We start from the raw sequence: 18,076 nt of genomic DNA on the forward strand, positions 1-18,076 counted from the left end.
TTAGTTTCCTTGCTCCCACAATCTAACCCAGTTCGGCTCCTATTGCGCAGACTCGTGGATAGATTGCATCGGCTTTAATGATCTGAATATGACTATACGACTGGTGACGAATTTGCAGAACTGAATAGAGCTCACTGCTACGCCAATCGAACGGCAGTAGCGAAGCCAGAATCATGCGAATAGTGCCACCATGACAAATAATTAGTGTGTCTTGCTCGACATCGGTAACGAACTGCTGCCAGCCCGTTGTTATTCTTGTATTAAACTCTTGCAGAGTCTCAGCATTCGGCAGTTGAGTCTCTGCTGGCGCTTGCCAGAATCGCTCCAGTAAAGGCCATTGAGAGTGAATAGTATCAAAAGGCACGCCGTCTATGTCACCAAAATTCATCTCTTTAAACTCTGGTGCGATCCGAACGGCACAATTTGCCGATTTACCGTATAGCTCGGCCAAATCGTGACATCGCTTTAGAGGCGATGTCACCACTTGTTCCACAGACCATTGTTTGGCGATAAGTTTGCTGCAAATCACTTGCTGCTCTGCTTCAGCAACCGCGATATCAGTGTGACCATAGAGTCCAGGCTCACCAAGTGTTTTTCCATGGCGCACCAAGTAAACATTAACCACTTCTGTCATGTTAACCTTTTAATTTCATCGGTAAACCCGCCGCGATAAAAGTCACCTCATCGGCTTTAGCAGCGATCGCCTGATTCATCCAACCAGCGTGATCAACGAATAAACGCGTAACTTCTCCCAATGGTACGACGCCCAGGCCAACTTCATTTGACACCAACACTATACGCGCGGGTGATTCAACCAGTGCATCGACTAATTTAGTCACCTCAGATTGTATTGCGTCATCACAAGCCCCTTCTCCAAGGTCATAAATCAGGTTATTCATCCACAGTGTTAGGCAATCGACCAGCACCATATCCGAGTCGGTAAACCGGTTGATGAGCGGCGCTAAGGCCAGAGGACATTCATGCTCACTCCACTGCTCTCCTCGCCTTTGCTGATGATGGAGAATACGCGCTTGCATTTCCGGGTCAAAAGCCTGCGCAGTTGCCACGTAATGGCAGTTAACGTGATTCGTTTTTGCCAACACTAAAGACTCGGCATAACGAGATTTACCTGAACGAGCTCCGCCCAATATAAGATGAACCGACATTTAGTGAACCCCTAACCAGATCAAGATAACCATGTATAAAGTCAATTCACTCAACTGCTGCGCCGCGCCTAAGCAATCTCCCGTGAAGCCACCGATTCGCTTAAGCAGCCAAGTTCGAAATACAAACCTCAGTGGGACAATAACAACCAGCATGCTGACAACTAAACTCAGCTCGAGCCAAAGCATAGGAATCAAACTAGTAGCGAGCAGCACGACGAGCTCAACCTGGCTTTGCTTATTCGCTAATGGCTTACTTTTACTGGTATCGATATCCGAAACGTAAGGCGTATCATGTATCAATGAAGCCGCCACCCCGCGGCTAATCACATAACTCGCCACCAGGGCTGGAATAACCATCTGCCATTTGGCGAGTTCACTCAATAGGACAAATTTGCCCAGCAGCGCCATAACGAGCGCGCTGGCACCATATGTCCCGATTCGGCTGTCTTTCATGATGGTCAGTCGCCGTTCGAGGGTCATGCCTCCACCGATGCCATCGGCCATGTCGGTTAATCCGTCTTCGTGGAATGCTCCCGTTAGCATTAGGCTAAAACACATCATGATAAAAATCGCGACGGGTGTGGGGAGAACCATGCTGACCAAAGCAAAACACAGCGCACAGAATGCTCCAAGCAGTAAACCGACTAAGGCGAAATACCGCCCAGCTTGATTCATACGCTCTTCAGAATATGGGGTATTGGCAGGTATTGGTAAGCGAGAAAAAAAGCCCAGCGCGAGCCAAAACAGTTCCAGTTGATACTTTACAGCAGACACTTACACCTCGACGCCCGCTTGCTCGAAGCTTGCCATGTTGTTGTAAAACTCGGCCGCAGCTCGAATTATTGGCACAGCCAGCACTGCTCCTGTTCCTTCTCCAAGGCGTAGCGACAGATCGAGTAAAGGCGCGGCCTCCATGCATTGCAGAAGATGTTTATGGCCCGACTCATGCGAGCGATGAGCAAAAATCATAAATTGGCGACAGTGAGGATTTATCTTACACGCAGCGAAAGCCGCAACTGAGGCAATAAAGCCATCAACAACAACTGGGGTTTGATTTTGGGCCGCCGCTAAATAAGCGCCAACCATCTGAACAATTTCAAAACCGCCGACTTCCGCCAAAACAGTATGGACATCGCGCCCTTTACAACGTGCTACCCCTTGAGAAATCAGTGTCACTTTCTTCGCTAACTGCTCAGGAGAGATCCCTGTCCCCAAGCCTACACATTGTTCAACATCAAGTTCAGTAAGCGCCGCTAAGATTGCAGATGCACTCGATGTATTAGCGATACCCATTTCACCAAACATCAGCAGTCGACAGCCTGAGTCGATGACCTGCTGTGTCAAATTCTGCCCAAAGGCTAACCCGTCGGAGAGCTGTTGTGGAGTCATTGCCGCTTGACGGGCCAAATTGTTGGTTCGCTCTCCCAACCTTTGCACAATGAGGTCAGGTTCATCAACGGGTAACAAGATGCCACAGTCGACCACTTTAAGATCGACACTATTCGCTCGACAAAAACAGTTAATGGCAGCACCACCGGCAAGAAAGTTGAGTACCATTTGCTGCGTTACCGCGCTCGGCGCAATACTTACGCCTTCATCCGCGATTCCATGGTCTCCAGCAAACACAATCACCGTAGGGTTATCAATATTAATAGTTCGCGCGAGCTTTCCCTGCTGATTACTTTGGATAAGCGCCAATTGATGAGCGACTTTCTCTAGCTCACCGAGCGCTCCCACTGGTTTGGTTTTTTGGTTGATTTGGTGCCAAATAGCATCGGAGTAACATTGATCAAGTAGCGGCATTTACTTTGGCCTCGCGACGGAAAAAGTGCGTTCAAGTACCGAATAGTCATTGCCACCCAGACGTGAGAGAGGGTTCACCTTTAAGGATTCCACCACCAATCTGTCACTACGATCACCAATCACTTCTGGATCGATGTAAACGGTATTTATCTCGGCAAAGATAAGGCTTTGTGGCGTTGCGCCGATCTCTTGTACTTCATACAAGGTGCAGCCAAACGCCACCGGGCAATCTTTAACACGTGGTAACTCGAATCCGTCAAATTCAACCAGCTCGATGTCCGATGCCACCACTTCAGATTCACCATGATCTAACGTCGCAGCACTTTGCGTCACTTGCTCTGCTTGACCCACATTAGCAATATGAATCACTAACTTGCCAGTTTCCAACACATTTCGGGTCGTATCTTTCACCTCTCCGCTCGGCTTCTTCCCTACTGAAATCATCATCAGCGGCGGATTGCTTGAGACCGGTGCAAAATAAGAAAACGGAGCGAGGTTGAAGTTTTGCTTTCCAGAATCCGTCAGCACCCAAGCGATTGGTCTAGGTATGACGGTTTGTGTCATCAGATGATAAATCTGCGTGGGCGCTAATGTGCTCAGTTCAATGTTCATGAGAGTCCTTTCTGACAGGTTCCTTTGGATATCGAGAAGTGTATCTCGAAATCAGGGACTTAACACCTACTTTCCCTGTCATAGCAATCCTAATGAGGTGAACGATGGGCAAAAACACGCTCATTTTGAATCGCAATTTGAAAGAAAACTGGCAATCGGTCTATCTTTATAAGTACGCGAAAAATTTTTCATCGCAAGTGATTGAAAAATAGATGTGCTGAATCAGGTCGGCACAACACATGCATTTATGACTCACTACAGGGGACATTCATCGCGCATGGAGCGCACCAGTTGATCGCATTGGAGGTATTTATGTTTGCCAATCAACGTTCAAAGAAACAGAAACCGACGAAAAATAATCAGAAAACTCAAAAACGCGTACCCTTATCTCTCACCTGACAATCATGATATACAGCAAAAGGCCTCGACTTGATCGAGGCCTTAGTCATTGCGGCAACTGTGAATGATTAGTCGGTCTTAAATTTCGTCACTAGCGAGTTTAGCTCATCGGCCGACTGCTGCATCGACTGAGAATTTGATCGCGCGCGATTGGCCACATCGTCCACTTTCTGAGTATCCTCGTGCACTTGTTGAATATTGCGATTGATCTCTTCAGCCACTAAATGCTGTTGTTCCGCTGCCGTGGCAATCTGAGTACTCATATCATGAATCGACGAGACGGATTCAGAAATACCGCTGAAACTGGTATTGACGGATTCGGTAATTTCAACGGTTTGCTGAGAAGCGCTCAGGCTGACCGTCATTTGCTCACTCACCTCTTTCGTTCTGTTTTGTAAGCGCTGAACCAGTTCATTGATCTCCGCCGTCGAATCTTGGGTGCGTTTTGCTAACGCTCTCACTTCATCTGCAACCACTGCGAAACCACGGCCTTGTTCACCTGCACGAGCAGCCTCAATCGCCGCGTTTAACGCCAGCAAGTTGGTTTGTTCAGCAATACCACGAATCGTATCTAAAATCGCGGTGATGCCCTGACTATCTTGCTCCAGTTCGGCAATGGTTTCAGAAGAGGCTGATATCAACTGCGCCAGCTCATTCACACTTGATACCGCGGTATTGATATCATGTTGCCCTTGGCTTACCAAAGACTGACTACTGTCAGCGGCTTGAGCAGCAGTGGTACATAGCGTCGCAACTTCATTCGCTGTCGCCACCATCTCATTAAACGCTGTAGAGACCATTTCGACTGCTTGATTTTGCCGCTCGGATACTTGAGCAAGATCTTGGGAAACCATCGACGCCTTGGTAGCTGATTCTCCCATTGATTGTCCCGCTTGCGAAATTTGTTGGATCAGTTGACGAATCGCTTTTAGGAACGCATTAAAGTAACCCGCCAGCTCGCCGGTTTCGTCGTTCGATTTAACTTGCAGCTCTTTGGTTAAATCTCCTTCACCCTCCGAAATCTCCTTCAACCCTTGAGAGACCAAACTCAGCGGTCTCGCTATCAAGTTCGCTAGGAATATCGCCCCTGCAATAAAAATGATGACCAACACCACAACAATCACACTTATTAAGCTCATCAAGCGCTGGCTGTCTTCCATTACCTCGTCGTAAGTGATTAAACCAACAAACTTCCAGCCCAGTTTTTCGGAGTGATAGACATTCGCCATGTAGTGCTCACCATCTATCTCAAGATCCACCACCCCTTCTTGAGTTTGCCCCAGTTGACGATAGCCTTCACCAAGCTCATTAATGTCTTTGAAGTTGTTGTCTGGGTTATTGGCATCAACAAGTACGTTGCCAGAGTCTTCGATCATCATTAAATAGCCAGTTTCGCCGAGCTTAATCTGCTTAACAATCGCGGTTAGACTTTTTAATGACACATCGATAGCGACGACACCAGAAGAAGAATTATCATTGGCACTAAACGCTTTAACGGTACCAACGATGGTCGCATCATCCGTCGCCCAGTAATATGCCGAGGTGCGACCGACCTCGTTGGGAGACGACTTAGCGGTGGTATACCAAGGTCGACCTCGCGGATCGTACCCCGCCGTCATTTTTCCCTTTGGCCATTGAATATACCCACCATTATCGGTGCCCATATAGACATACGCGTACCCCGGGTGGGATTCACCAAGTTGCGCTAATACAGAGTATATTTGCTGCTCTGTCTGCCCGTTTTGATCCGGGCTCATCATGCTCGCCCCCATATCCATGTATTTCTCTATCGACGCATCAGAAGCTTTTACCGCTGGATGTTGCGACAACATGCGTACATTGTCCTCGATGGCAGCAAAGTAAATACTGATCGCGTTGTCGACTTGGCTGATCTCACCTCGACTTCGCTCAAGAAAATCAGTGATGGTTTCGCTACGAGAATTTGAGATTACGATATAAGAGATGATCACGACAGGGATCAGGGTCGCTGCAATAAGACCAAGCAACAGCTTCTGCTTAATTTTCATAACCAATTTGCCTTAGTTATTGAGTAGTTATTACCTAAATTTAGTTCAAGGGGTGACACTTGCCACGACTAAACGTTATGAATCCAATAACACCTACCTTGATCACAGACTTAATCGGCTAATTAAGCGATGCTGGATCTAATAAACCTACTACGCAGATGGGTTTACACCCTTCAATCAACAGCGGCTTAACACATTGCATACTCAGGAACACCTCAACGTCATAACGGCTGGCGGCTCAGGTTTAGTCGGAACAGAACTGATTAAACAGATGCTTGAACATGAGCCAATTGAACACATTTACGCATTGAGCCGTAAAGACTTACCCTTCTTTCACCCTAAGCTTGAAGTCATTAAACACAGTGATCTCGACGTCCATGACTGGGATGACAGTAAGCCAGTACCAACCTATGGTTTCATCTGCTTAGGCACAACTCTGAAACAGGCCGGCAGTAAGAAAGCTCTTGAGAGCGTGGACTATGAGTTGGTGTGTAAAGTCGCTCAACAAATGAAGGTCATGGGGGTTAAAAAACTCTGTGTGGTCTCTAGTTTAGGCGCCTCTATTCATTCCTTTTCACACTACCTCAGATGCAAGGGTAAAATGGAATTGGCGCTCGAGCGCCTTGAGTTTGAACAAGTCGTGTTTGTGCGCCCGGGGCCACTTGTCGGATTACGAGAGCAACCCAGAGCCGACGAACGTATTACCCAAGCTATTTTGAAAGTACTCCGCCCTTTGATGCTGGGGCCGTTAGCTAAGATGATTCCAATTCGAGCAAGTCATGTCGCGACGGCGATGCAGTTCAGCCTTTTCTCGGGCAGTTCAAAGAAAGTCTCGGTATTAGACAGTGTTGCCATGCGAAAGCTGCTCAAAAAATATCAATAAGCCCATGTTTAATATAAATAATCGGTGAATACTCAGCCTCTAAAAAGGCTAAATAACAAATTCATATAAGGCATTACCTTTTATCATTTCTCTCTGTCTCCTGACCGCACTACCCTCATACCGAACCACAACCCGTAACCATAAGCAAGACTTATGGTTCGCATAAGAAAAAATAAGGACAATCTATTATGTCAGTGGCAGCTATCGCTTCATTAGCCGTCTTTGCCGGAATTCTCTTCGCCCTGTATCGTCAACAGCGCAAAGCGAATACCCTTTCTCGCTTAGTGTTATTTGGTTTGGTTACCGGTAGTGCTTTTGGCCTCGCTTTGCAGCTCATTTTTGGCGAAGGAAACCCAGTTATCGCTCAAACGCTTGAATGGGTGAACGTCGTCGGTAAAGGCTATGTCGGCTTACTTAAAATGATCATCATGCCGCTGGTATTAGTGTCGATGATCGCTGCCGTTGTAAAACTAGAAAAAGGCGGCTCTTTAGGCAAAATTTCCGGTTTAACCATTTCGGTTCTGTTGGCGACAACCGCGATTTCGGCCATCATTGGTATTTTAGTGGCACAAACCTTTGGCCTATCTGCAGAAGGGTTAACGGAAGGCGCACGTGAGACTGCGCGTATAGCTGCTTTAGAAACACGTGCCGATCGCGTCAGCGACTTAACCATACCTCAAATGTTGGTCAGCTTTATTCCAACTAACCCATTTGCCGATCTGACAGGCTCTCGTTCAACCTCAATTATTGCCGTGGTGATTTTTGGTGTGCTTACTGGGATTGCTGCACGCAAAGTGATGGCAGAAAAAGAAGAGCTAGAATCACCGATTCGCACCTTTGTTGAAGCGGCTCAGTCTATCGTGATGCGCCTTGTTAAAATGATCATGGCACTTACTCCTTATGGCATCGCTGCGCTCATGGCAAAGGTGGTGGCCACATCCAGTGCTGCTGACATTTTGAACTTACTTGGTTTCATTGTCGCTTCTTACGTAGCAATCGCACTGATGTTTGTGGTTCACGGAGTGCTGGTATCGTTTGTTGGTGTTAACCCAAAAGAGTACTTTAAAAAGATCTGGCCAGTGCTTACGTTTGCGTTTACCTCGCGCAGCTCTGCAGCTACCATTCCACTTAATGTCGAAGCGCAAATCAACAAGCTGCGCGTACCACCAGCCATTGCAAACTTGTCGGCCTCGTTTGGCGCAACCATTGGCCAAAACGGCTGTGCGGGTATCTACCCGGCTATGTTAGCTGTCATGGTTGCACCAAGTGTCGGCATTGACCCTATGGACATCAGCTTCATCATTTCACTTGTTGCGATGATTGTTATTAGCTCTTTTGGTATCGCCGGTGTTGGCGGCGGTGCAACCTTTGCGGCATTGATCGTATTGCCCGCAATGGGCTTGCCCGTCACGATTGCAGCGCTTCTTATTTCCATCGAACCACTCATTGATATGGCGCGCACCGCGCTCAACGTATCGGGAGCGATGACCGCGGGAACGATAACCAGCCGATTGCTGGGTGATAAGTTGCCGGAAGAAGAACTTGAAACGCAAAACGCGTAGCAGAAACAAAAAAAGGCCGATGATTATCGGCCTTTTTCATACTCATTGACGCTTATTTTTGCGTACGAAGAACGATCACTTCATTTTGATCGAGGTTGAATGTCGCACTGCCGTTAGACACAACGACCTGATCCCCTCCCAATACGTTTTCGTAGGTGCCATTGGCTAATCCTAGATTAATCGCGTTAACCGATCTTGCTCCACCCATGTTCATCGCAACAACCACAACATCATCTCCGGCATTGCGTTCGTACACTAACGTTTCATTACTTACCCAGCGCTCTATATAGCTACCTTGCTGGATCGCGTAACTCTCTTTACGCAGCTTGCTCAGCTTCTTAATGATCTGGAACGCAGGTGTAGTGGTATCAAAGCTTGGCATCATCTCACGGTTATAAGGGTCGTTACCTACTTGGCCAAAGCCGTTAGTGGTAAAGTTGGCCGCGTAGTGCTCGGTACCATAGTAAATGCAAGGGATACCACGTGACGTCATAATAAGAGCAAGGCCCAGCTCTAAACGGTCTTGAGCAAAAGGAATGCTCTGACGACCGCCCCACTTGTCTTTACCCGGGCCAAAGTTGGTCGCATCTGAGCGAAGTACCGTAGACAGACGTGGTGCATCGTGGTTATCGAGGAACACCACTTGCCAATCACTCGACGTGAACTCTTGGTCACGTAACTTCATGTAGTTGTTAATCGCATACATACCAGTACCATGATGACCAATCAGCGCATCTTCAATGGTATTACGTAGGCCAAAGTCCAGCAGCGCTGAGCCTGAAGTATTCGCGAAATCAACAGATAAACCATTTAGACCCGTGGCACCCGCTCCTGCATCCATCCATTCACCAAAGAAGTAGAAACCGGGCTTACCTTTCGCATGAGCATAGCTGTTTAGTTCTGACGTCCAACGTTGGATGAATGACTTATCCATGTGCTTGATCGCATCGATTCGAATCGCATCAACTCCGAGATCGATCCAGAACTTCGCTCCTTCGACTAAGTATTGATAGGTTTTCTCGTTACTTTGGTTGAAGTCAGAGAGATTAAACAAGTTGTGGTTACGAACCTGATAGTAGTCATCCCAATTGGTTACACCGCCATTGTGGTGATACCAGTTCTCCGTATCACTGTTAAAATCAGTCTGGAATACGCCATCTTTGTACAAGGCACCATATTCATTTTCATCATTTGGGTTTGAGTGGTTAGGCGCGTAGTCCAACACGAGCTTCATGCCGTACTCTTCCATTTTCGTGCTTAGCGCACGAAACTCTTCAATCGTACCTAAGTGCTCATCCACTTGGAAAAAGTCGCGTCCCCAATAACCGTGGTAGCCCGCCGAACCATCTTTATTCAGCTGGTCAACGTTATTCACCGGTGGAGTTATCCAGATGGCAGTAATCCCCATCTCTTTTAAATAATCCAACTTACCCATCAGACCTTTGATGTCTCCACCAAAATATTTCTTGAAGTCTGATTTATCGGCAGAGTAAGTCTGCGGATTATTGCCAGTGTTGTTCGCAGAGTCGCCATCCGCGAAACGATCTAGGAAAACGAAATACATGGTCTCATCACGCATATCGAAGCCTAATTTTTCATGCACAACCACGGTATTTGTGTCGTCATAAAAATTGATTTCATAGGTTTTGTTCGCATCGACGACATAGTTATTGATTGGATAGTTCTCAGACCAATCACCGAAGCGGTCAACTTTAAAGCTTGGAGGGTTGCTGCCATCACCTGTATTGAATTTCTTGGTGATTTGCCAATGGTTAGCCCCAACTTTGACCATAGCTTCACTTTGCCAATCGTTGCTCGTACCTCTGAAATACGCTTGATTCCAGTCAGCCATAGCAGGTAGCGAGGCAAGTATTGTCGACAGCAGTATTAACTTATGTTTCATTTTTATTCCTACTTCACGTTGTTATATCCCTGAATTCAGGGTGCAAGAGTCCTTTCCGAATTTCGGAAGGCATGATTCTTATAAACAAAAAAGCCACCTGAAATCGGCGGCTTGAACTTAAAGTGTTAGGTTTTGCTCTGTATCACCATCAAAAATATGGCAGAAAGCAGAATCGAAATTAAAGCGCAGCGATTTACCGATGTCAGAGGTTGTGATGCTTTGGTTGTTAACGCGTGAGACAATCTCGTTATCACCTAATTTAAAATACAAGTATTTCTCGTTACCCAAGTTCTCGACGACGGTCAGTTCACCTTGATGAACATTGACGTTTTCATCCTCAGAAGCGAGCGAGATATGTTCCGGACGAATGCCCAGCCATACTGGCTTATCAATATGGTTACCTAGTTTTTGCTGTTTATCCCTCGGAATAATGATGCGAGCGTCCGGTGCGAGCTCTACGTATACATCGTCTCCAATTTGGCGCAGTGTGGTCTTCACTAAGTTCATCGCCGGAGAGCCAATGAAGCCCGCGACAAACTTGTTCGCAGGGTAGTTATACAGATTAGCAGGCGTATCCACTTGCATAATCTCGCCTTTGTTGAGTACGCAAATGCGATCCCCTAAGGTCAGCGCTTCGGTTTGATCATGCGTCACATAGATCATGGTCGCGGGATTGCCCTCTTCTTTCAAAGACTGATGTAACTGGGCAATCTTAACTCGCATTGAAACCCGTAGCTTGGCATCAAGGTTGGACAACGGCTCATCAAATAAGAACACATCGGGTTTACGAACAATCGCTCGACCAACAGCCACACGCTGTCTTTGACCACCTGACATTTCTTTAGGCTTACGGTACAGCAGATCGGTGATCTCGAGTTTTTCCGCGGCCTCTTCGACACGCTGTTTGATCTCTTCTTTTGGCCTTTTTTGCATTTTCAGACCAAAAGCCATGTTATCAAACACCGTTTTATGGGGATAAAGCGCGTAATTTTGAAACACCATCGCAATGCCACGATCTTTCGGAGCTAAATCATTGACAACTCGACCACCAATTTTAATTTCGCCACCACTGATTGCTTCAAGGCCAGCAATCATGCGCAGTGTCGTTGACTTAGCACAACCCGATGGTCCGACAAACACCATGAACTCCCCTTCATGAATGTCCAAATCAACCCCATGTACGGCTTTAAAGCCATTGTCATATTCTTTTTCTACTTTGCGTAGACTTACTGTCGCCATTTCATACTCCGAATATGGGCTTGTATTAGTAAAAACTGTTTGATTAGCCTAAACATTGCCATTTAGGCTAATCAAACAGCACTCTGCAAGACAGAGTGCTGAACCTTATTTACAAGGTTTAACTAATGCGCGAACGGGTTTCTTATCTTCACCAATTTCCACCGCCCAAAGGTAATTACCATCTTCAGGCAATGCGACAACGGTGTTCTTAGCAAAACCACCTCGTTTCAGCTCTTTTTCGTACCCTACTGTCATTTTCATGCCAGCCGCAGTGAATTGAGGAGTCCAGCTCATTGTCGCGAACTGTAGGCTCACCTTACCTGCTTTCTCAGCACTGACGACTTGGTAGATGCCATTGCCTTTGTAAGCCATTTGGCGATTTTCCGAATGCAGCCACTGGCTATCAGGGAAAGTGCCCACCACGAATAACGATGGCTTGATAGGGCCGCGCTCTTCAACACTAGGTAACTGACAATTGGCAAATGGGCCACTGGCTAAAACGGCATCGGTTGATGCTTCATCAGTCGTTGAAGCACATCCCATCAATGCGCTAGTCAGCAATGCAGAGACAAGTAGTGTACGTTTCATGTTTTGATTCCTTGTTATTATGTTGAGTACCTAACGGAGACGCCTCCTTTAGGCTCGATATTCACTAGCGATAAAATAAGCGAGCGAATAAACCTTTGTCGCGATTGTCTTGCGTTTTCGACTCGGTTCTCTTACGTTTCGCTAGCTTGTTAAGTACCGCTAAACCTTTGTAATATTCGCGTGCATCTTTCGCGGGATAGCCAAAAAGGTCGCTGTTTGCAGGGAACGAATGGCTCACGCCCGATTTGGCTTTTACTACCGAGCCTTGACCAATCGTTAAGTGCCCTGCTGTACCAGCTTGACCATGAACAATGACGTTGTCTTCTAATGTGGTGTGCCCAGCAAAACCAGTTTGCGATACAAGCAGGCAGTGGTTTCCAATCTTGCAGTCGTGGCCAATTTGCACCAGGTTATCAATTTTTGTTCCTTGACCGATCACCGTATCCCCTAACGTGCCGCGGTCAATGGTATTGTTACAGCCGATCTCGACGTCAGCTTCAATAACGACACGACCAACACTTTCGACACGCTCATATCGCGATCGTTTTCCCGCCATATACTCAAAGCTGTAATTGCCAATGGAGTTGTTTGAATCAATCGTGACATTGTCACCGATCACTGTTCCTTCTTTAATGACCGTATTAGCGTGAATCGCGACGTTATTGCCTATAGTGACGCCATTCATGATCTTAACGCCGGGCATAAAATGGCACCCATCACCTATTTTGCAATGCTTACCTATGTAAACGCCTTCAATGGTTGAGGTGTTGCCTTGATCGAACAGGCGGTATTTCTGCACCTTGTAATAACGAAGCAGTTGGTTAAGTGTGTCTGCGCTGAGTTTATCGAGCACAATCTTGGTCTTTGCTTGGGATTTCAATATCGATTCCGGACCAATAACAACATCGGCTAAAGTTTCAGAAATGCCCTTTAAGTCGGCCTTCGAAAATACGACCGCAAGCCCACCTTCTTCTGCACTCAGTACAGGTCGTATATGTGAGACTTCCAGGCTGTCATCGCCAACGATCTTGCCACCCACAACTTGGGCAATTTCCGAAACTTTTATCATTACAACTTATCCATCATTACTTATGCGTTTAGAAGCGGTATAGCGCTTGTACAAACAGCGTATTTTGCTCGACAACTTTTTCTTCGCCATCTAACTGGCTAAATGTCTCGGTATCCTTGGCCCATTCATACTCAGCCTTCATCAACCAATCATCACCAATTGACTGCTCATAACCGACTGTCGCTTTACGAATGTCTTTGAGGAACTCTTCATCCTTAGCCCAACCATCGGTAAATTTGGTTTCGTTTTCGCCGATTCGAGTACGGACATAAACGGTACCGGCATCTTCGAAGGTGTACTGAACAATCGGCTCAATATACTTCTCTGTGAAGTCACTCACTTCGTTGATTTCACCTGCACCATTTTTGGCTTCGTTTTCTTTGATTTGGTAGAAGAGTTCAACCCCCAGCTCCCATTGACCGAAGCGCTTGTAAGGTTTGAAAAGTAGGCTATACCCTTTCTCTTCTCTTGTACCCCAATCGTTCTTGTCTTCGTCGTTGAACAGGTACTCTAAGTTCGAATAGAAACCAGCATTAAAGTCATTGTTCCAGTAGGTTAAGTAAGGTCTGACACTGTGTTCAGCACTTTTTGTACGTAAGCCTGTTACACCAGTAGAGTTAACCACCTTTCCACGACTGTATTCCAGCTCATAGATTAAACCTGTGGCCCAACCATCACCCAAGCTAAAGCCTTTGTTCAATGAGAATAGATGTTTATAGCCGTCTTCAGTTTCTGCATAGTCGCCATCTTTGACTTCACGATTTTCCAGTTTGAACGCGTACAATGCCGTCGCATTCCATGTAGGGTTATTGTAAAACGCCCCCAACACTTCATGGGTCATGGTTTTCTCGTGTCGCTCACCGCCCCCCCAGGTGTCGTAATTGGTCACCGTCTTGTCTTCATATTCAATCGAAGACCCGACATGCCCACCGAATTTTAAAGCGTCATCAAAAAAAGTGTCTTCCGGAGCAAAGCCTCGGTCATCAGCAAAAGCAGCCGTACTTAAAACAAGTGTGTTCGCAATCAGTACAGACAAAATTGTTCGTTTCACGGTATTTCCTTAAATGTTCCAGCAATGGATATTAGAAAAATTCTGGCCATGAATTTTAGTAGTTCACGTTGAACGCCTAATTATTGTTCTGGAATTATTTTTAGATTTCCTCCTATAAAATTTACAAATGAGACTTGCATCACCATTGATGAGCTGAATTTTGAAGTTCATCACGAAAGTACTGTTTTTTAGGGAATAAAAAAGAAAATCCAGGCCCAAACAACCCACTCAGACATTGATAACACTGGTTTCATATCAATTCTCGCCACCTCCTCTACAACACGACTTTAAGTGACTCAAATCACATTTAGATATCAATTGTGCTTTCTTGCAGTTGACATATTTTGGCGCCATTTTAACCTAGTAGTATCTTATGGACTACTAACCTAATGAGCGGTGTAGGTATGAATAAAAATCTTATTGCAGCAGGACTAATCAGCTCGCTATTTGTTGCTTCGGCAGCCTCAGCACAGACGATTACGCCAGAAAACAATGCCAAATTGTTAATCTGGACGGATTCGACAACGGTCGACTACATGGAACACGCAGCTAAAGCGTTCAACCAAGACTATGGTTACGATGTCGAATTCAGTTTTCGAGGTTTGGCACCGATCGACTCTGCTTCGCGCCTGATTCAAGATGGTGGCTCTGCGCGCGTTGCTGATGTGGCGGAAATTGAACACGACCTGCTTGGCCGTTTGGTTGTTGCTGGTGGAGCAATGGAAAACTTAGTCTCTGCACCACGTATTGACTCCACGTTTATGCAAAACGCGATTGATGCCTCTAAATCTGAAGGTTTGAGTTACGGTTTTCCCGTCAGTTTTGCTACCACTGCTCTGTTCTACAACAAAGATCTTCTCCCTAAAGCGCCAGAAACATTTGAAGAGTTAATCGAATTTTCCAAATCCTTTAACGACAAGAAGGCCCACAAGTACGCCCTGTTATGGGATATACAAAACTACTATGAATCCCGTTCTTTTGTGACTCTCTTTGGGGCGTATGAGTTTGGTAACAATGGCACAAACGCCAAGGACATCGGCATCAACTCAGAAAAAGCGCAACAAGGCTTAGCGGCTATGAAGAAACTGCGAGTTGCGAACAACTCGAACCCAATCGACATGCGCAACGCCCAAGTAAGGCGTGGTTTATTCAGTGAAGGTAAGGTAGCCGCGATCATTGACGGACCATGGGCAATCAAAGGTTATCAGGATTCTGGTATCAATTATGGCGTTGTCCCTATGCCAAAACTGGAAGGCCAGCAACCAAGAACCTTCTCTACTGTGCGCCTTGCCGTTGTCTCTTCTTACACTCAGTATCCGAAAGCGGCACAGCTGTTTGCAGATTACCTATCGAGCGAAAAAATGCTCAAGCAGCGTTTTGAGATGACCAAAGCCATTCCACCAGTCCAATCTGTTATGGAAGAGATCATTGTTGATGCCGACGAAGCAACCTACGCCATTATCACGCAAGGTTACTACTCCGATGCAATGCCATCGATACCAGAGATGGGCTTTATTTGGTCACCTATGGCTAGCGCAATCACCGCAATGTGGGTCAATGATAAGTCACCAAAAGAAGTGTTAGACCGCGCTCGCTCAATCATAGCTGAACAGATTGAATTACAAGAGTAATTGTCACTATGTTGTTATCTCAAACTCAGCCGGCACCTAAGGTGCCTGCTTCATTACTGTTCATGGGCCTGACTCAGCTTCGAAAGGGGCACTGGGTCAAAGGCTGGGCTTTCTTTGCAATTCAACTGCTCACCCTATGGTTCTTGTTTGATATCGCTTTGGCACTTAAGGGGTTAGTCACTTTAGGTGATGTCGCCCAGGTTCGACAAGGTTTTGACATCATTCCCGGCGACAACTCCATCTTCATGTTAGTTGAAGGGGTTATTGCCCTCATCTACTGCTTTTTGTTCCTCTGCGTCTACATTGTTAACGTTAAGGATGCAATGAGCTCGCTACCGAGTGATGCTTCATTTACGGGGCAACTTCGCCAGATTTATGATGAGAAATTTGCCTTCATCATGCTATCTCCTGCGTTCTTGGCCAGTATTGCCTTTATCATCTTGCCAATCGTCATTACTGTTTTGGTGTCCTTTACCAACTACTCTGCGCCACACCATATTCCACCGCGCAACTTAGTCGATTGGGTTGGGTTTAAAAACTTTATAGCTTTATTTGAGTTAAAGATTTGGTCTAGTACCTTCTTTGGCGTCGCGTCATGGACGGTTCTTTGGGCGTTCTTTGCTACGGTATGTACTTGCGGTTTCGGTTTTTTACTGGCGCTTGCACTACAAAAGAAAGACATTAAGGCGAAAAAAGCTTGGCGATTCATCTTTATCCTGCCATACGCCATCCCTGCTTTCGTTACCCTGTTGATGTTTCGCTTGTTACTCAATGGTGTAGGCCCAGTTAATGCGACTCTAAATGCATGGGGATGGGATTCCATCGCTTTCCTCTCTGATCCTTTTACCGCCAAGATAACCGTCATTGCGGTCAGTGTTTGGGTTGGCGCGCCTTACTTCATGCTACTTATCGCTGGCGCGTTAACTAACATTCCATCGGATCTGTACGAAGCGAGCGAAGTAGACGGAGCGAACAAATTCCAGCAGTTTTGGGAAATCACTCTTCCGATGGTTCTGCATCAAGTCGCGCCGTCCCTTGTGATGACGTTTGCCCATAACTTCAATAACTTTGGCGCTATTTTCTTACTAACAGAAGGTGGCCCAATTAATCCTGAGTATCGCTTTGCAGGCCATACCGACATATTGATCACTTGGATATACAAATTGACGCTCGATTTCCAGCAATACCAAATTGCATCGGTTATCTCGATCATCATTTTCTTGTTCCTTTCAGGAATCGCGATTTGGCAGTTCCGCCGCATGAAATCCTTTAAAGACGATGTAGGTATGTAACATGGATAAATTTATCGGAAAAATTGGTACAGGCATTGTTTATCTGTTTCTAGCCGCCAATGCTTTGCTAGTGTTAGGCCCTGTACTTTGGACCATACTGGCATCGTTCAAAGTGGGGACGAATCTGTTTAGCTCTTCGTTTACTGAGATCGAGTTTACGCTTGATCACTACAGAGCCTTGTTTACTGATACGCCTTATTTTGATTGGTACAAAAACACCTTTCTGCTGGCGACGGCTAACATGCTGATCTCGCTGGTCGTCGTGACCATTTCCGCGTTCGTTTTCTCGCGCTATCGCTTTAAAGGTAAGCGCAACATCATGATGAGCATCTTGGTGTTGCAGATGTTCCCGGCTTTTCTTTCTATGACGGCAATTTACATTTTGCTTTCAAAAATGAATCTCATCGATACCTACGCAGGATTGCTGTTCGTCTACGTGACGGGTTCGCTGCCCTTCATGGTCTGGCTGGTCAAAGGCTACTTTGATGCAATTCCTACATCCTTGGATGAAGCCGCCAAAATAGACGGCGCAGGGCATATGACGATCTTTCTCGAGATCATCTTACCCCTCGCGAAGCCTATCTTAGTGTTTGTTGCTCTGGTGTCATTCACTGGCCCGTGGATGGACTTCATATTGCCAACACTGATTTTACGAAGTGAAGAAAAGATGACGCTGGCCATCGGTATTTTTGGCTGGATCTCATCCAACTCCGCCGAAAATTTCACTCTGTTTGCCGCTGGCTCCTTGTTAGTCGCCGTGCCAATTACACTGCTGTTTGTTGTGACACAAAAACACATCACCACGGGCTTGGTGAGTGGTGCAGTAAAAGAATAATAACGTCAGGAAAATT

The 18,076-nt window shown here is 46.2% G+C and carries 16 protein-coding genes; 5 read left to right on the forward strand and 11 right to left on the reverse strand.

Going from position 1 to position 18,076, the window contains the following annotated elements; genetic code table 11:
• Positions 1-22: 22 nt before the first annotated feature.
• The 6 genes from RH45_RS09220 to RH45_RS09245 form a co-directional block, all read right to left on the reverse strand.
• Positions 23-634, reverse strand: a complete 612-nt coding sequence (locus RH45_RS09220; RefSeq protein ID WP_008076404.1) for a histidine phosphatase family protein — start codon at positions 632-634, stop codon at positions 23-25.
• A 1-nt stretch (position 635) separates the two neighbouring features.
• The gene (cobU, locus tag RH45_RS09225; RefSeq protein ID WP_008076405.1) at positions 636-1,166 is read right to left on the reverse strand and encodes a bifunctional adenosylcobinamide kinase/adenosylcobinamide-phosphate guanylyltransferase; all 531 of its coding nucleotides are present in this window, start codon (positions 1,164-1,166) and stop codon (positions 636-638) included.
• Positions 1,167-1,940, reverse strand: a complete 774-nt coding sequence (locus RH45_RS09230) for an adenosylcobinamide-GDP ribazoletransferase (protein ID WP_008076406.1) — start codon at positions 1,938-1,940, stop codon at positions 1,167-1,169.
• Positions 1,941-2,969, reverse strand: a complete 1,029-nt coding sequence (gene cobT, locus RH45_RS09235) for a nicotinate-nucleotide--dimethylbenzimidazole phosphoribosyltransferase (protein WP_008076407.1) — start codon at positions 2,967-2,969, stop codon at positions 1,941-1,943. It lies immediately after the preceding gene.
• Positions 2,970-3,581, reverse strand: coding sequence for a flavin reductase family protein (locus RH45_RS09240; protein ID WP_008076409.1), 612 nt, complete (start codon positions 3,579-3,581; stop codon positions 2,970-2,972). It abuts the gene before it with no gap.
• Positions 3,582-4,048: 467 nt separating this feature from the next.
• Positions 4,049-6,007, reverse strand: coding sequence for a methyl-accepting chemotaxis protein (locus RH45_RS09245; RefSeq protein ID WP_008076413.1), 1,959 nt, complete (start codon positions 6,005-6,007; stop codon positions 4,049-4,051).
• 196 nt (positions 6,008-6,203) lie between these two features.
• Here RH45_RS09245 and RH45_RS09250 point away from each other — a divergent pair, with 196 nt between their 5' ends.
• Both RH45_RS09250 and RH45_RS09255 read left to right on the forward strand, forming a co-directional pair.
• A complete protein-coding gene (locus tag RH45_RS09250; RefSeq protein ID WP_039958420.1) occupies positions 6,204-6,890 on the forward strand; it encodes an NAD(P)H-binding protein in 687 nt (228 codons plus the stop codon).
• Between the two features lie 188 nt (positions 6,891-7,078).
• On the forward strand, positions 7,079-8,452 hold the full coding sequence (locus tag RH45_RS09255) for an L-cystine transporter (RefSeq protein WP_008076416.1): 1,374 nt from the start codon (positions 7,079-7,081) through the stop codon (positions 8,450-8,452).
• A 52-nt stretch (positions 8,453-8,504) separates the two neighbouring features.
• On the opposite strand, the gene RH45_RS09260 is transcribed toward RH45_RS09255, so the two are convergent.
• The 5 genes from RH45_RS09260 to RH45_RS09280 form a co-directional block, all read right to left on the reverse strand.
• The gene (locus RH45_RS09260) at positions 8,505-10,355 is read right to left on the reverse strand and encodes an alpha-amylase family glycosyl hydrolase (protein ID WP_008076418.1); all 1,851 of its coding nucleotides are present in this window, start codon (positions 10,353-10,355) and stop codon (positions 8,505-8,507) included.
• Between the two features lie 117 nt (positions 10,356-10,472).
• Positions 10,473-11,594: an ABC transporter ATP-binding protein gene (locus RH45_RS09265; protein ID WP_008076420.1), complete on the reverse strand. Its 1,122-nt coding sequence runs from the start codon at positions 11,592-11,594 to the stop codon at positions 10,473-10,475.
• Between the two features lie 105 nt (positions 11,595-11,699).
• Positions 11,700-12,182, reverse strand: coding sequence for an early set domain-containing protein (locus tag RH45_RS09270; RefSeq protein WP_008076422.1), 483 nt, complete (start codon positions 12,180-12,182; stop codon positions 11,700-11,702).
• A gap of 64 nt (positions 12,183-12,246) precedes the next feature.
• Positions 12,247-13,251, reverse strand: coding sequence for a UDP-3-O-(3-hydroxymyristoyl)glucosamine N-acyltransferase (locus RH45_RS09275; RefSeq protein WP_008076425.1), 1,005 nt, complete (start codon positions 13,249-13,251; stop codon positions 12,247-12,249).
• A gap of 28 nt (positions 13,252-13,279) precedes the next feature.
• Positions 13,280-14,302, reverse strand: coding sequence for a hypothetical protein (locus tag RH45_RS09280; RefSeq protein ID WP_008076427.1), 1,023 nt, complete (start codon positions 14,300-14,302; stop codon positions 13,280-13,282).
• A gap of 404 nt (positions 14,303-14,706) precedes the next feature.
• Here RH45_RS09280 and RH45_RS09285 point away from each other — a divergent pair, with 404 nt between their 5' ends.
• From RH45_RS09285 to RH45_RS09295, 3 genes are read left to right on the forward strand one after another with little or no spacing between them, the layout of a single operon-like run.
• Positions 14,707-15,933, forward strand: coding sequence for a sugar ABC transporter substrate-binding protein (locus tag RH45_RS09285; RefSeq protein ID WP_039958451.1), 1,227 nt, complete (start codon positions 14,707-14,709; stop codon positions 15,931-15,933).
• 8 nt (positions 15,934-15,941) lie between these two features.
• Positions 15,942-17,225, forward strand: coding sequence for a carbohydrate ABC transporter permease (locus RH45_RS09290; protein ID WP_008076435.1), 1,284 nt, complete (start codon positions 15,942-15,944; stop codon positions 17,223-17,225).
• A gap of 1 nt (position 17,226) precedes the next feature.
• Entirely contained in the window at positions 17,227-18,060 is an 834-nt protein-coding gene (locus RH45_RS09295; RefSeq protein WP_008076437.1) for a sugar ABC transporter permease, read from the forward strand.
• The last annotated feature ends 16 nt before the right edge of the window (positions 18,061-18,076 follow it).

Origin of the sequence: Vibrio sinaloensis DSM 21326, from assembly GCF_000189275.1 — a bacterium.
Lineage (GTDB): Bacteria > Pseudomonadota > Gammaproteobacteria > Enterobacterales > Vibrionaceae > Vibrio > Vibrio sinaloensis.